The following is a 15,362-nucleotide window of genomic DNA, read 5'->3' as shown; positions in this document are numbered from 1 at the left end:
AAAAGCAACGACTTCTCTTCGCAGTCTCCAACGCAGGCGACCATGCCATGACCTTTCTTCTTGACCGGCTGACCTCTTTTTTCCATGGCAAGCCCAGGCTGACGCCCGCCGAATTGCAGGCCGCCTTTCGCGGCCATTACAAGGAATTCCGCGCCCTGCTCACCGCCAACAATAACGCCCTGGAACTGATGGCCGAGATGGAACAGGCCCTCGGGCCGGGCCATCCCTTTGGCATGACCTTTGTCCGGGGCAACTGCACCGCGCTTTCCGTCAATATCTATAAAATGATCCACCACCTAACCAGGCTGGCCGATGGCAGATATGCCGAGCTGGACCAGCCATTCCGGGCCATCACCAAACAGCTCGAACAAATCATCGCCAGCCGTCCCGCCAGCACGGAGGGCGCGGTTATCCTCGCCATGGCGGAGGTGGACGCCAGCATGGTGGACCAGGTGGGGGAAAAAATGGCCAATCTGGGCGAAGTCAAAAACCGGGTCGGACTCAGAACCCCGGATGGCTTTGTCATTACGGCAACCGCGTCCCGGCAATTCATCGAGGCCAATAATCTCCAGGTGGAGATCAATCGCCGTCTGAAAGGACTCGATCTTGACAACCTGGAAGAGCTTTACACGGTCAGCGCGGGGATCCAGGGCCTGATCAGCAATGCGCCGCTGCCTGCGGAACTGGAAGAGGCGATCCTGGCCCACCACCGGCAGCTCGACACCGACCCCCAGGCCGAGCTGCTGGTCGCCTTGCGTTCCAGCGCCTTAGGCGAAGACAGCAGCAATGTCTCCTTTGCCGGCCAGTACCGGACCCAGCTCAATGTCAGCCGCGAATTTGTCGGCCAGGCCTACAAGGAGATCGTGGCCGGCAAGTACAAAAGCCAGGCCATTGTCTACCGGCAACAGCGGGGCTACCGGAATCAGGATGTGCAGATGTGCGTCGGCTGCCTGCGCATGGTGGATGGTGCCATAAGCGGGGTGATGTATTCCCGCGCCCCGGATGATCCGCGCAGCCCGTTTGTCATTATCCAAGCGGCGCCCGGCCTTGCCAGCACGGTGGTGGATGGCAGCGGGGCCAGCGACCTGTTCCGGGTCAGCCGGGCCCAGCCCCACCCCATCCTGCTCCGGCAGACAGCTCAAAAAACTTCGGATTCCCGCCTGACCCTCACCGATGCCCAGGCGGCCGAACTGGCAGCAATGGGGGTACGGTTGGAAGAACATTTCGGCACTCCCCAGGATATCGAATGGTCCATCGACCAATCCGGCCTGCTCTACATCCTGCAATCCCGCCCCCTGGGCCGCCCTGCTCCCGGAGAGGTGCAGGAAACCAGCGAACCCAGCGCAACGGCGGATGGTTTGCCCTCCCCACTCCTGGCCGGAGGGGTGTGCGCCAGCCAGGGGGTCGGTTGCGGCCCGGTGTTCACGGTGCGCTCCAGCCTTGATCTCTTGCGCTTTCCCAAGGGCGCGGTCCTGGTCATCGAAACGCCGTATCCGGACTGGGCCAGCCTCCTCAACCGGGCCGTGGCAGTGGTCAGCGAAACCGGCCAGCAGGCCGCCCACCTTGCCACTGTGGCCCGCGAATTCGGGATACCGGCGATTTTCGGCATGAACCAGGCCTTGGCGACCCTGGAAAATGGCAGCCTGGTCACGGTGGATGCCACCGCAGGCAAGGTCTATGCAGGTCGGATGGAACCCCTGCTGGCCCTGGCCGCGCCCAAACCTAATCTCATGGCCGGCAGCCCGGTGTACAAGATCCTCACCCAGGCCCTGGTTCACATCACCCCGCTCAACCTGACCGACCCCACCTCCCCGTTTTTTAGGGCCGATGGTTGCCGGACTCTGCACGACCTCACCCGCTTCTGCCATGAAAAGGCGGTGGTGGAGATGTTCACCTTTGGCGAACGGTACGGCTTTAACGACAAGGCGGCGAAACAGCTGGTGGTGGAAAATTCGCCGGCCCAGTGGTGGGTGATCGACCTGGACGACGGCTTTACCCCGGATTTCGACCCGGAGAGCCGCTATATCCATCTCGGTCACATCACCTCCGTGCCCATGCAGGCCATTTGGCAGGGGATGACCGCCTTTCCCTGGGCAGGGCCGCCGCCGGTCAGCCTGGGGGGGTTCGGCTCCATCATCTTCCAGTCCACGAGAAACCCCAACCTCGACCCGGCGGTGCGCTCGGCCATGGCCGCCAAAAATTACTTTCTCATCTCCAAAAACTTCTGCAACCTGAGCGTCCGGCTCGGCTACCATTTTGCTCTGGTGGAGGCGAATCTGGGGGAGTTTCTCACGGAAAACTATGTGAGCTTCCAGTTCAAGGGCGGGGCAGCGGACCAGGACCGCCGCCTGCTGCGCATCCGGCTGATCAGCGAGATCCTGGGCGAATTCGGCTTTCGGGTGGAACAGAAGGTGGATGCCATGACCGCCCGGATCGAAAAGAAACCAGGCCCCTATCTCCTGGAACGGTTGAAGATTCTCGGCTACCTGCTGATCCACACCCGCCAGATCGACATGGTCATGGCGGACCAGGGTATGGCCGCAAGCTACCGGCAAAAAATCACGGCCGACCTGCACACCCTGATGGACACCCCAACGGAGGGATGAGATGACCCCGGAACTCAAGATCCTGCTCATTGACGATGAAATCGATTTCGTGGAAACCACGGGCAAGAGGCTGATCCGGAGGGGATACTTGGCAAAAACCGCCCTCACCTGCGCTGCGGGCCTGGAGATTATCGCCTCGGGCTGGCCCGAGGTGGTGGTGCTGGATGTGATGCTGCCGGACCGCGACGGCATGGACTGCCTGCGGGAGATCAAGGAAAAATGGCCGGCCCTGCCCGTCATCCTCTTGACCGGCCACGCCTCCATGGAGGCAGGGCTGCACGGCCTGGAATGCGGGGCCAGCGACTACTGCCTCAAGCCCATTGACCTGGAAACCCTGGTGGAAAAAATCGCCATCGCCCATCGGGAGAGCCGACCGCCTGGGGCCTGAAACAAAAAAAGCCACCCCGCCGCAAGGCAGGGTGGCTTTTTGCATCAGAGCCGATTTTTTCTAAATCAATGCCCGCTGACGGAAAGCACGCCGCTGGCAGCCAAGGTCAAAATAACCGCCTCAGCCATGGCCATAAATGCCATGGCTTTGTCTTTCCTGGCAAACAGCCCTGGGGTGATGACGATGTAGCAGAGAATGGTAACCCCGGACAGGATGGCCACCGGCAGGAAATTCAGAAAATCGCCATAACCGAGAAGGTGCATCCAGGACCAGCCGGTGGGAAGGTGATCCCAGTGGAGAAAATTGGTGTTGATGGCCACCAGATAGTCATGCACCGGCGTACTCCAATAGGTGGAGATCTCGTTCAACGGCACGACCGGCGGCAAAACGCCCAACACATACAAGGCAAAAGCGATGATCATGAGGGCCAGGCCTGCGAACATGCCTTTTTCAAGAATGGCGGCGTACTGCACCTGCTCTTCGGTTGCTTGGGTATTATGATGTGACATGATACAATCCTCCGTGAAATAGCTTAGTGGCCGTTACCAGCTGCATAAGCGGCGCGGCTGCTGTTTTTCCCATCCAAATAACGACATTATTGGGGTGCAAACGGCCTAGCAAAAGTTAAACAGGTTTATGCCCATGGTGCTCAAGCCCTTTTGCACAGCCTTCAGACCGGCAAAGAGGAGAATGACGATAACCATCCAGCGGATAAAGGTCGGCTTGGCAACTTTGAGCAAGCGAACCCCAACAAACGAACCCAGCATGATGCCGATGAGCGAAGGCACAACGATCATGGGAATCAAGCAGCCCTTGTTCAGGTAAATCCAGGCCGCGGAGGTATCGGTGATGGAGAGCAGGAACTTGGAGGTGGCCACGCTGATCTTCAGCGGCGCGCCCATCATGAGATTTAACACCGGCACGTTGGCCCAACCGGCGCCCAGACCGAACATACCCGCCATGAACCCGATGATGATGAAGGTCAGCAGGCCGGGAATGGTGCGATGGATCTTCCAGTTGATCTCTTCCTTGGAGGTCGGCTCATAAAAAACACCGGTGATCCGCAGGGCGGTGGAAAGCGCATCCGCCTGGGGAACAACCGGAACCGTTGATTTCTTGGCCGTGAGCATGATGGCCACGATGCCGAGGATGGTGCCGCCCAAGGCAAGCTGAACAATGTGGGTGGGCAGAGCCAACCCGACCATGGCTCCGACAATGGCCATGGTGGAGGCGATGAGCGCCACCGGCAGGGCCAGACGCAGGCTGGCGAGGTTGGCCTTCAGCAGGCCAGGGCCTGCGGCAAGGGACCCACACAGAGCGACCAACAGACCGGCGCCGCGGACAAAATCAAGGTGGAACGGGAAAAACCCGCCGATGATGGGTACGAACAACACCCCGCCGCCAACGCCGCCAAGCACCGCGATGATGCCCATGACAAAAGTGACAAACAACAAAATCACCGGCCATTTCCACCAGCCCGGATCACCTGCCGCCGGAACCTGGGCCATCTCAACCGCTTCGCTTGCCAGAGCCCAAGCCGGGCTCAACATGATGGCACACATGAGGGAGACGAACAGCATCCCCACCTTCTCCTTGATGTTTCCTTGCATCCTTGTTTCCTCCTTGTCTTAACCTAAAGCCAAAAAAGTAAAAATATATATGAAAAATGAACCAGCACTGTGAACGCTTGCATGCAATCGGGGGACAATCTTCGTTGGACCCAGCAGACAGCCATCTTCCCTGCTTCCTGACGGTGGCTATTTCTTAAAATTTTCGGTATGCTTACTGCTCCCTAAAAGTGCTGTCAAGAAAAAACTGTTCCTCTTTGAAACATGGCTATTGCAATGTGCATCATTCATAAAAAATGATGCGCGAACGCTTTTTCTCGCTGCATAGTGCAACATTTTCCCCGGACCAAATGATGCAATTTTCAATAGCAAAAGTTTTGCAAATACTCAGCAAAGAGGTCGCCGGGTATGCCGTGCCCATTGTCGATCTCATTGCCGTGCAAACCAACGACCCATATAAGATTCTGGTGGCCACCATCCTCTCGGCCCGGACCAAGGACGAAACCACGGCCAAGGCTGCGGCCAGACTGTTCAAGGAGGCGCCCAACCTGACTGCCCTGGCGGGCTTGAGCGAAGAGCGGCTAGCCAAGCTGATCTTCCCGGTGGGCTTTTACAAGAACAAGGCCGGGTTTCTCGCCCGGCTGCCCGGCGTGCTGGCCAGCGAGTTCGGCAACCGGATTCCCGACGAAGTAGAGCCCCTCACCCGACTGCCCGGCGTGGGCCGGAAAACCGCCAATCTGGTGGTGGCGGTGGCCTTCAAGAAACCGGCGATCTGCGTGGACACCCATGTGCACCGGATCATGAACATTTGGGGCTATGTAGCCACCAAAACCCCACTGGAAACCGAGATGGCGCTCAGGGAAAAGCTGCCGCCCCAGTACTGGCTGACCATCAACTCCACCCTGGTGGCCTTTGGCCAGGGCACCTGCAAACCGGTGGCCCCCCACTGCGACCGTTGCGTCATCGCCCAGTATTGCCCGCAGATCGGGGTGAAGCCGAGAAGGGTGCCGGGCACAAGCAAAAAAACAACCGGGGAGGCCATGAAACGCTTCGTCTCCTGGAATGTCAACGGTCTGCGGGCCGTGGAGAAAAAGGGCTTTGTCGAGATCATCGCCGGATTGGATGCCGATCTGGTGGCGCTCCAGGAGATCAAGGCGTTGCCCGAACAGTTGTCGGAATCGATCCAAAACATCCCCGGTTACACGGCCTACTGGTTTTCCGCCCAGAAAAAAGGCTACGCCGGAGTGGCGACCTACAGCAGAGAGCAACCCCTCTCGGTGCTCTACGGCATCGACCACAAGGACCACGATTACGAGGGGAGGGTGCTGACCCTGGAGTTTGGAGACTTCTTCTTCGTAAACGCCTATTTCCCCAACTCCCAGCACGGCCTGCTGCGCATGGATTACAAGCTCCAGTTCAACCGCGATCTGCTGGCCTTTGCCAACACCCTGGCCGCCAAAAAATCGGTGGTGATCTGCGGGGATTTCAACGTGGCGCACAAGGAGATCGACCTGACCAACCCCAAGCAGAACGAAAAGAATCCGGGCTATGCCCCGGAGGAACGGGCCTGGATGGATCAGTTTCTCGAAGCAGGGTTCGTGGACACCTTCCGGATGTTCCACCAGGAGCCGGGCCAGTACACCTGGTGGAGCTACCGCTTCAACGCCAGGGCCAGGAACATCGGGTGGCGGATCGACTACTTCTGTGTGGATCAAAAGAGTAAAAACCGAGTGGCCGAGGCTGCTATTTTAAGTGATATAATGGGATCGGATCACTGCCCGATTCTCCTCGGATTCCGCTAACAACTTCTTGTTATTACATGGCCAACCGTCTGTCTTTGCCGGAGAGTTTTTTCTTCTGACCAGTAGCGGATATGATATCACTAATCGTAGTACTCCTTTGATGACTCCTTGACGCGGGAAATGGCATGGGCAATCTCAAGGTGGTGGAAATCGGTGGCTGGGCCGTCTCCAATAATCCTGAAGATATATTGCGCACCTATTCCCTTGGCTCCTGCGTTGCTTTGATCCTGCACCATCCGAGGACAAACACCATGGGGCTTGCCCATATTGCCCTGCCGGATCCACTTTGCCATGCTGGGAAAAAGCACGGGGAAGGATATTATGCCACTTCGGCAGTCCCGTTGCTGCTGAACGAAGTGAGTGCCGCCGCAGGCCTTTATTCCGCGGATAATTCGGGGATTGTGGCAAAATTGGTCGGTGGGGCCGCTGTCATAAAAATCAAGAATCCTTTTCACCTCGGAAAAAGGCTTGTCATAGAAATAGAGAAGACTCTGCAACGCCGGCGTACACCTGTAGTGAAACAGGATACGGGTGGCACGGTTCCCCGCACCGTAACGTTATATATTGAGAGCGGCCATGTTTCGGTCAAATCACCGGGTAGGCAGGAAAGACCCTTGTAGTCCGTGCACTGAAGGAGAAAACAATGGTTGAGCCAGTGGACATGAATCTCAAAATACGCGTGTTGGTCGTTGATGATGAGCCCACTTCCCGCGAGGTTATCCGGCTGGGGCTGGAAAGACAGAACTGCGAAACCATGACCGCCCATGATGCGGCCTCGGCCATCGCGCTTTTGCGTGAGCAGCAATTCCATGCCGTGGTGACGGACAAAAACATGCCCGGCACCGAGCATCCGAGGGAGGGGGGCCTCGATGTCATCAAATTCGCCAAGGAGTCCAACCCGGCCTGTGCCGTTATCATGGTAACCGCCTATACCACGGTGGAGTCGGCCATCGAGGCCATGCGCCTCGGCGCCTTTGATTATTTGGCCAAGCCGGTTCGGACTGAGGAGATCAAGGTAAAACTGGAACGGATTCTCTCCTATCAGCAGACCTTGAACCCCGCAAACACCATCTCCTCCCATAACAAATTCCGGGCAAAATTCCTCAATATCATCGAGGAACAGGAAGGAGTGAGCAAATGCCTCAGCTCCGAAACCAAAGCCGCGCTTTTGCAGGTGGCACAGGACAGCATCGATTCCTTTTTTCATGAGCGGCGGGCCTGGGAAAATATCATCCTGGAACAGCGTGATGCCTTGAGTCAAATTGCCGGTTGGGCCGAGCAGATGAAAGAGACGGCGCCGCAGGGGAGTACAGAAGAGGATTTTCTGGATAAAATTATTACCGAATCCAGCCGGAGGCTGTGATGGGCTTATCATGGTTGGTTTTAGGCGATCAGAGAAAATGAAGGCCGACCACGGAAAAATTGAAAGGAAATGTCCCCTATTTTTTCAGGTGGTGACTTTGGATTTTGCGTGAAGGGTTCTGCGGCCTGACCGGTTTTTGATTGCTTACACACCTTGATTCAGCATAGAATTAAGGATGCAGCATTTACCGAGCTTCATAGCTTCATCTTGGCTCCTTCTGCCTAATCACTGTCCTACCCCATAGAGGAAGACCCTGTGCCCATAGCGTTCAACAATGCCTTCTACATCAAGCTCGGCCGCGCAGGCTGTTGGGAGGCTGACTCAATCCAAAACTCCCGGTTGCGCCTGGGTTGGCGGAACCAATCACTCGCAGACATAAATTCAGGCCGGTGGCCAGTTATAGCCGAGCAACTGCGGCGTGAGCAGCCCGATAAGCCGCAAGTCGCAACAACAGATCTTAATCGGTTGCAGGACATTACTCTTTCGACTCCCGAAGACGTTTGGATAACCTTTCATGGCGCTAAGCTTTGGTGGGCGCGTCTTGCACTTGGGCCGATTGAAGAAGACCACATCTCCAAATACCGCGTTACGCTTGATGGCTGGCAAGACCTATCGCAAAGCGGGAGACTTCTAATCGCGAACGAACTTCCGGGGAAAATTGCCCAGTTGCAAGGTTTTCGCGGCACAGTCTGCCGCGTTCGGGAAAAGCAGCTCCTTTGCCGCGTACTTGAAGGTACCCGAAGCGATTTGGCATCACAAATTGCTGCTGAACGTGCAGGGCTGTGTAGCCAACTCGAAAAGGCGATTCGCGAGCTTCATTGGAAGGACTATGAAACCCTAGTTGACCTTGTATTCCGGCATGCTGGGTGGCTACGTGTAAGCGTCTTGGGACAACATGCAAAGACCTATGACCTTGAGCTGCGTGAGGCGATTACGGGTGACAGGTATGTCGTTCAGGTCAAATCGCAAGCAACTCGTGCTGACCTCGACAAAACGATTCAAGACTTCTCCGAAGCCGACTATCGAAAGGTTTTCTTCGTTGTTCACTCTCCAACAGCCGATCTTGCAAACGCAACAGATATTCCAATTCACGTTGAACTTGTGGCCCCGTCGCATCTAGCCGCGCTCGCACTTAATGCCGGCCTGTCACATTGGCTCGAAGAGAAGGTTGCCTAGCAATGGGGACGCCCCCCACAATTAACCTCAGATATAGAAAATGCAGAGAAACTTGATGTCCAACTCTAACAACCGTGTCAATTCGACGCATAACAACAGTGTGTCAAGGAGGTCATCATGAAGGTACTCATCGTCTATTACTCAATGTACGGCCACATCTACAAAATGGCGCAGGCTGTCGCGGAAGGAGTTCGTTTGGTTGAGGGTGCCGAGGTCGAGCTGCGCCGGGTTCCGGAAACGCTCCCCGAGGCGGTATTGGAGAAGATGGGCGCAACAGCACCGCAGAAGCAACAGGCGCAGGTGCCCATTTGCACGGTGGAGGAGCTGGGTACAGCCGATGCGGTCATCTTCGGCACCCCCACCCGTTTTGGCAACATGTGCGGGCAGATGCGGCAGTTTCTCGATGCCACCGGAGGCCTGTGGGTAAAGGGCGCCCTGGTGGGAAAAGCGGGCAGCGTGTTCACCAGCTCCAATACCCAGCACGGCGGACAGGAATCCACGATCCTGAGCTTCCACAACACCCTGCTCCATCAGGGCATGGTCATCGTCGGCCTGCCTTACACCTTCCAAGGGCAGATGACATCGACTGAGATCAGCGGCTGTTCCCCCTACGGCGCCTCCACCATCGCCGGGGGTGACGGGAGCCGCAGCCCAAGTGAAAATGAGCTTGCGGGCGCGCGCTTCCAGGGCCAACACGTTGCCACAATCGCCAAGAAGCTGGCGACTTGAGACCATAACCTGAAAAACTAAAAAGAGCCCCTCGACACCATGCCTGACGACCTGTGGCAAACCATGATCCTGACCGGTGAGCTTGGCCGCCACCCTGTCCAGTTTTTCGACTGCACCGGTTCAACCAACGACCTTGCTCTAGCCTTGAGCAATACCGGAGCGCCTGACGGTACCCTGATCGTGGCCGACAGTCAGAGTGCGGGCCGGGGTCGTCTTGAGGGCAGGACTTGGCTTTCGCCGCCCGGAACCGGGCTCTATTTTTCACTGATCCTCCGCCCGCGTCTTGCCCCGGCGGACTTTCCCAAGCTCACTCTGGCCGCAGGCCTTGCTCTGTGCAAGGCGCTGGAAAGCCACAGCCATTGCCAGCCTGGGCTGAAATGGCCCAACGATCTTTTCCTGCACGGCAAGAAATGCGGCGGCATCCTCACCGAAACCCAGGCCGTGGCGGGAGCCGGGCAGACCGCGGTGGTGATTGGCATCGGCCTCAATGTGAATACCCCGGCGGCGGCATTTTCCGGGGGGTTGCGCGCCAAGGCCACCTCACTGCTCGCTGAGACAGGCGTCCCCCACGAACGCGGCCCTCTGCTTGCGGCCATTCTCGGCGAACTGGACCTGGTGGTAGCCCGGCTGGAAAAAGAAGATTTCCCCGGTATCTTGGCCGAGTGGCGGCAACGGGATATCCACGCCGGACTCCAGGTCTCCTGGCTGAACACCCAAGGCCGCATCGTCACCGGCATTTCCCTTGGCCCGGACGAAGAGGGGTTCCTCCATATCCGGGATGGTCAGGGCCAAGTCCATTCCGTTATCTCCGGGGACATCTCCCTGGCGCAGGAAGTAAATCTCCCATGATTCCTCGCCCGATCCAGCGGTTGCTGCTGGCCACGCTCTATGACGCCTTTGCCGAGTGGGCCAACACGTTCGCCTTTGCCTGCCGCAAGGGGTGCGCCACCTGCTGCACCCGAAGTGTCACCATGACCAGCCTGGAAGGGGATGGGATCATGGCGTTTCTGGCCGAGGGGGATCGCCTGTCCGAGCTGGCTGCATCTGCATTTCAGCCTGCGGCAAACCGGATGTTCCAGTGCACCACCAATACCTTTGTCGCCGCCCATCTCAGGGGTGAATCCGTGGAAGAAGCAGAAAGCTGGGACCTGCGGCCCTGCCCGTTTCTCAAGGAGGAGAGCTGTTCCATCTACCCGGTGCGGCCCTTCGGCTGTCGACTCTTTGCCTCCCTGGACTCCTGCGCCGCAAGCGGGGTGGCGGATATGCCGCCGGGGTATCTCACCGGTGCAACCGCCCTGCTGCAATACATCGAGCATCTGGATAACGGCGGACGCTGGGGTACCATGGTGGAACTGCTGGCAGGCCTGAACACCGGACAGGCGGAAAGCTATGGAGAAGCCACCGCACCCATTCCCGGCTTCCTCATCGCCCCGGACGAACTCGCCCTTGTCGAACCGCTCCTCCAAGGCTTGCTCGCCAAGGAGGTCAAGGGCCAGACCTTTGCCCAGTGGCTTCAAGCCTCGCGGCCATCCATAACCCAACCAGGACAGTAGAGGAAAATTCCCATTGGCAGCACGCAGCCGAGCACCGCAGAGGCTGCCGAAAAGGGGATTTGCACTGTTTGAGGCGCAGCCGAGTTTGCAAAGCCCCGGCAGCATCGAGGAGTACCCCATGCGGGGCATAAACTCCGGGTATCCCGCCCGCGGCGGGACAAGGGACACGGGTGCCTTTTTCTTGTTTCTTCTTTTGGGCAAGCAAAAGAAGAAAGAGAAAACCGTAGAAAGCCTTCCCAAAAAAAAGGGGCGCCGGAAACCCGGCACCCCCTGTCACACATCTTGTTTTCAACAATAACAATGTAACTGTTCAGCAGTGCCGCAGATGCGCGAAATAGGCCTGCGAGCTATAGCCCCGCTATGCGAACAGGACTATGACAAAGCAGATGCGGTGCTGCTGGACAGTTACAAATCAATACCGGTAATGGTCTGCCTTATAAGGCCCACCAACCGGCACATCGATATACGCAGCCTGTACCTTGGAAAGCTCTGTAAGATGCACGCCGAGCTTCTTGAGATGGAGGCGGGCCACCTTCTCATCCAGCACCTTGGGCAGCACGTAGACCTTTTTCTGGTACTTCTTGGCGTTGGCAAACAGCTCGATCTGGGCCAGCACCTGATTGGTGAAGGAGGCGGACATCACGAAGCTCGGGTGGCCGGTGGCGCAACCCAGATTCACCAGACGGCCTTCGGCCAGCAGGGTGATCTTCTTGCCGTCGGGGAAAACAATGTGATCCACCTGAGGCTTGATGTTCTCCCATTTGTACTTGCGCAGGGAGGCGACATCGATCTCGGAATCGAAATGGCCGATATTGCAGACAATGGCCTCGTCCTTCATGGCCTTCATGTGGGCGTGGTTGATGACCTTCTCGTTGCCGGTGGCGGTGACGAAGATATCGCCATGGGCTGCCGCTTCGTCCATGGTCATCACCCGGTAGCCTTCCATGGCCGCCTGAAGCGCACAGATCGGGTCGATTTCCGTAACCCATACCTGAGCCCCTAAACCACGGAAGGCCTGGGCGCAGCCCTTGCCCACGTCGCCGTAGCCGAGGATCACCGCGAGCTTGCCGGCCACCATCACGTCGGTGGCGCGCTTGATGCCGTCCATCAGCGATTCGCGGCAGCCGTAGAGGTTGTCGAACTTGGATTTGGTCACCGAATCATTGACGTTCATGGCCGGGAAGAGCAGAGAACCACCCTTCTCCATCTGGTAGAGGCGATGCACCCCGGTGGTGGTTTCCTCGGTCACGCCGCGGATGGCCTTGGCGGCGTTGGTCCATTTCTTCTTGTCCGCGGCGAAGTCCTGCTTGAGCACAGCCAGCACGGCCTGCCACTCCTCGTTGTCACTCTTCTTGGCCGCAGGCACCTTGCCCGCCTTCTCGAACTCGGCCCCCTTATGCACCAGCAGGGTCGCGTCGCCGCCATCGTCCAGGATCATGTTGGGCGGATTGCCGTCGGGCCAGGTCAGGGCCTTTTCCGTACACCACCAGTATTCCTCAATGCTCTCGCCTTTCCAGGCATAGACCGGGATACCTGCTGCGGCAATGGCAGCAGCGGCGTGGTCCTGGGTGGAAAAGATGTTGCAGGAGGCCCAACGCACCTGGGCGCCCAGGGCAACCAGGGTCTCGATCAGCACCGCGGTCTGAATGGTCATGTGCAGGGACCCGGAAATCCGCGCGCCCTTGAGGGGCTTCTTCTTGCCAAACTCCTCGCGCAGAGCCATGAGGCCGGGCATCTCGGTTTCGGCGATCTTGATTTCCATGCGGCCCCAATCGGCCAAACTCATATCCGCAACCTTGAAATCGCCCTGTTTCTTTGCCGGAGCTTTTTTGGCAGGGGCCTTCTTTACTGGTGCTTTTTTTGCTGGTGCCTTCATCGTTGTTTTCTCCTGAGTGCGCCTTGGCGCGGCGCGGGTCGTGATTATTTATTTGATTCCGGCATCATTCCGCAAGGCCTCGGCCTTGTCGGTCCGCTCCCAGGTGAAATCTTCCCGCTCCCGGCCAAAGTGGCCGTAGGCTGCGGTCTTTTTGTAGATCGGCCGCAGGAGGTCAAGGTGCTGGATGATGGCCTTGGGCCGCAGGTCAAAATGCGCATCAATGAGCTGCCTGATCCGCTCATCGCTGATCTTGCCGGTGCCAAACGAGTTGACATTGATGGAAACCGGCTTGGAAATGCCGATGGCATAGGCGATCTGCACCTCCAGCTCGGTGGCGATCCCGGCGGCCACCAGGTTCTTGGCCACATAACGGCCCATATAAGAAGAAGAACGGTCTACCTTGGAAGGATCCTTGCCGGAAAAAGCGCCGCCGCCGTGGGAACCCATGCCGCCGTAAGTGTCAACAATGATCTTCCGGCCGGTCACCCCGCAGTCGCCCACCGGCCCGCCGATGACAAAACGTCCGGTGGGGTTGATGAAGTACTTGGTGTTGCTGTCCACCATCTCGGCAGGGATGATGGGTTTGATGATCTCCTCCATGACGCCGGCCTTGAGATCTTCGTAGTCAACGTCCGGGGAGTGCTGGGTGGAGAGGACAATGGCCTCTACCCGTTTGGGCTTCTTGTTTTCATATTCAATGGTGACCTGGCTCTTGGCATCGGGGCGTAGCCAGGGCAGAAGGCCTGCCTTGCGTACCTCGGCCTGCCGCTTCATGAGCCGGTGGGCATAGGTGATGGGCATGGGCATCAAAACCTTGGTTTCCGTACAGGCATAACCGAACATCAACCCCTGGTCGCCGGCGCCCTGATCAAGATCAAGGCCGGAGCCTTCGTTGACGCCTTGGGCAATGTCCGGAGATTGCTTGCCGATGCTGGTGAGCACGGCACAGGATTGCCAGTCAAACCCCATCTCGGAAGAGTTATAGCCGATCTCCCGCACAGTCTCCCGCACCACGGTGGGCATGTCCACCCAGGCGGTGGTGGTGATCTCGCCGGCAATAAGAGCCATACCGGTGGTTACCAAGGTTTCACAGGCAACCCTGGCCTTGGGGTCCTGGGCAAGGATGGCGTCGAGGACCGCATCCGAGATCTGGTCGGCAACCTTGTCCGGATGGCCTTCTGAAACAGACTCCGAGGTAAAGAGATAATTTGACATTCCAACTCCTCATGATTTTCATGATGAAAAAACAGACTGCGCGGCAGCCAGGAAACTTAGCATTTTTATTACAATACAGGAAGTTGTCAAGAAGAATCACAAGAAAAACACAGCAAAAGGCTTCCTTTATCCCGGCAGATAGCTTTTTTCCAACCCCTTTACCGCGGCAAAAAGTTCTGCATTGACCGGCGCCGGAATACCAAGCAGCCTGGCCTCATTCAGCACGGCGCCGTTGATGGCCTCGATTTCGGTTTGCCTCTTGCCCCGCACATCCTGGAGCATGGAGGAAATATTGGCCGCGGTGGCCTGGCAGACCGCGATGGTCCGGGCTACCGGCTCCGGGGCAATACCAATCCCCTTGGCCTGGGCAACGCTGGCCGCTTCCAGCACGGCAGCCCGCAGCAAGGCGAGCGCCTCGCCATTACGAAGAAGCGCACCGTTTTCGCAATTATGGATGGCGGTCAGGGCATTGATCCCCACATTGACCAGCAGCTTGTTCCAGACCTGGGCCAGGATGTCCGATTCAACCCGCACCTCCAGCCCCGCCAGCCGAAAAAGCTCCGCTGCCCCTTGCAAGGCCAACCGCGCTTCCGGCGAAGCTTCGCCAAGAAATCCGAGGCTGGTTGCGCCAGCCCCCCCGAAACGAACCCGCCCCGGCCCCACCAGATGGGCGCCCAGGGAGGTGACCGCCAGGGCCACAGAACCGGGAAGCTCTGCCCCGGCGAGGACCGGCAGATGACCGATGCCGTTTTGCCAGGCAAGCAACAGGGTCTTTTCCGTGAGTAGGGGAAGAAGAGAAGGGAGGGTTTGGCCAAGGGCCGGAGATTTCACGCAGAGCAGTACCAGGCCAGCCGGCCCGATCCACCGAGCATCGGCAGTGGCCTGAATTGGGAAATGTTCGATACGACCGGCACACTCAAGGGTAAGGCCCGAGTGCTGGAGCAGTCCAGCCCGTTGGCTGTCATGGTCCAGCACCCAGATGTCCTCCCCACTGATCCGACAGAGGGCAGAGGCCAGCAGACAGCCCAGGGCTCCCGGTCCGACGATGGCGACCCTCGTGGGGGGGTTGTCCCGCATGGTTGACGA

The 15,362-nt window shown here is 58.1% G+C and carries 14 protein-coding genes; 9 read left to right on the top strand and 5 right to left on the bottom strand.

All coding sequences use genetic code 11. The annotated features are described in order from the left end of the window. The first annotated feature begins 47 nt into the window (after nt 1-47). Both ACZ46D_RS12210 and ACZ46D_RS12205 read left to right on the top strand, forming a co-directional pair. A complete protein-coding gene (locus ACZ46D_RS12210; protein WP_464927712.1) occupies nt 48-2,606 on the top strand; it encodes a PEP/pyruvate-binding domain-containing protein in 2,559 nt (852 codons plus the stop codon). 1 nt (nt 2,607) lies between these two features. Next, a complete protein-coding gene (locus tag ACZ46D_RS12205) occupies nt 2,608-2,994 on the top strand; it encodes a response regulator (protein ID WP_464927711.1) in 387 nt (128 codons plus the stop codon). A gap of 65 nt (nt 2,995-3,059) precedes the next feature. Here ACZ46D_RS12205 and ACZ46D_RS12200 read toward each other — a convergent pair whose 3' ends face one another. Then, entirely contained in the window at nt 3,060-3,503 is a 444-nt protein-coding gene (locus tag ACZ46D_RS12200; RefSeq protein WP_464927710.1) for a DUF1634 domain-containing protein, read from the bottom strand. A gap of 105 nt (nt 3,504-3,608) precedes the next feature. After that, nucleotides 3,609-4,604: a sulfite exporter TauE/SafE family protein gene (locus tag ACZ46D_RS12195; protein WP_464927709.1), complete on the bottom strand. Its 996-nt coding sequence runs from the start codon at nt 4,602-4,604 to the stop codon at nt 3,609-3,611. Nucleotides 4,605-4,939: 335 nt separating this feature from the next. Between ACZ46D_RS12195 and ACZ46D_RS12190 the strand changes: the two genes are divergently transcribed. The 7 genes from ACZ46D_RS12190 to ACZ46D_RS12160 all read left to right on the top strand — a co-directional run bounded on the left by ACZ46D_RS12190 (nt 4,940) and on the right by ACZ46D_RS12160 (nt 11,185). Then, the gene (locus ACZ46D_RS12190) at nt 4,940-6,364 is read left to right on the top strand and encodes an exodeoxyribonuclease III (RefSeq protein WP_464927708.1); all 1,425 of its coding nucleotides are present in this window, start codon (nt 4,940-4,942) and stop codon (nt 6,362-6,364) included. A 125-nt stretch (nt 6,365-6,489) separates the two neighbouring features. Further along, nucleotides 6,490-6,984: a chemotaxis protein CheD gene (locus ACZ46D_RS12185; protein ID WP_464927707.1), complete on the top strand. Its 495-nt coding sequence runs from the start codon at nt 6,490-6,492 to the stop codon at nt 6,982-6,984. Between the two features lie 23 nt (nt 6,985-7,007). Continuing rightward, nucleotides 7,008-7,727, top strand: a complete 720-nt coding sequence (locus tag ACZ46D_RS12180) for a response regulator (protein ID WP_464927706.1) — start codon at nt 7,008-7,010, stop codon at nt 7,725-7,727. A gap of 255 nt (nt 7,728-7,982) precedes the next feature. Beyond that, nucleotides 7,983-8,903 carry a restriction endonuclease gene (locus ACZ46D_RS12175; protein ID WP_464927705.1) on the top strand — a complete coding sequence of 307 codons (921 nt, stop codon included), beginning with the start codon at nt 7,983-7,985 and terminating at the stop codon, nt 8,901-8,903. 117 nt (nt 8,904-9,020) lie between these two features. Next, nucleotides 9,021-9,632 (top strand): NAD(P)H:quinone oxidoreductase, encoded by a 612-nt coding sequence (gene wrbA / locus ACZ46D_RS12170; RefSeq protein WP_464927704.1) that lies wholly within the window; start codon nt 9,021-9,023, stop codon nt 9,630-9,632. A 39-nt stretch (nt 9,633-9,671) separates the two neighbouring features. After that, entirely contained in the window at nt 9,672-10,481 is an 810-nt protein-coding gene (locus tag ACZ46D_RS12165) for a biotin--[acetyl-CoA-carboxylase] ligase (RefSeq protein ID WP_464927703.1), read from the top strand. Then, complete coding sequence (locus tag ACZ46D_RS12160) at nt 10,478-11,185, top strand: YkgJ family cysteine cluster protein (RefSeq protein ID WP_464927702.1); 708 nt, start codon at nt 10,478-10,480, stop codon at nt 11,183-11,185. The genes ACZ46D_RS12165 and ACZ46D_RS12160 overlap by 4 nt, the downstream gene beginning before the upstream one ends. 412 nt (nt 11,186-11,597) lie before the next feature. Here ACZ46D_RS12160 and ahcY read toward each other — a convergent pair whose 3' ends face one another. The 3 genes from ahcY to ACZ46D_RS12145 all read right to left on the bottom strand — a co-directional run bounded on the left by ahcY (nt 11,598) and on the right by ACZ46D_RS12145 (nt 15,353). After that, on the bottom strand, nt 11,598-12,971 hold the full coding sequence (gene ahcY, locus ACZ46D_RS12155) for an adenosylhomocysteinase (RefSeq protein ID WP_464929286.1): 1,374 nt from the start codon (nt 12,969-12,971) through the stop codon (nt 11,598-11,600). 138 nt (nt 12,972-13,109) lie between these two features. Continuing rightward, nucleotides 13,110-14,276, bottom strand: a complete 1,167-nt coding sequence (gene metK / locus ACZ46D_RS12150; protein ID WP_464927701.1) for a methionine adenosyltransferase — start codon at nt 14,274-14,276, stop codon at nt 13,110-13,112. 126 nt (nt 14,277-14,402) lie between these two features. Continuing rightward, complete coding sequence (locus ACZ46D_RS12145; protein WP_464927700.1) at nt 14,403-15,353, bottom strand: ketopantoate reductase family protein; 951 nt, start codon at nt 15,351-15,353, stop codon at nt 14,403-14,405. Between the last annotated feature and the right edge of the window lie 9 nt (nt 15,354-15,362).

The organism is Thiovibrio sp. Mzg5 (assembly GCF_055379285.1).
The sequence above is the reverse complement of the archived record's forward strand: the minus strand, read 5'-3'. Positions and strand labels throughout refer to the sequence as shown.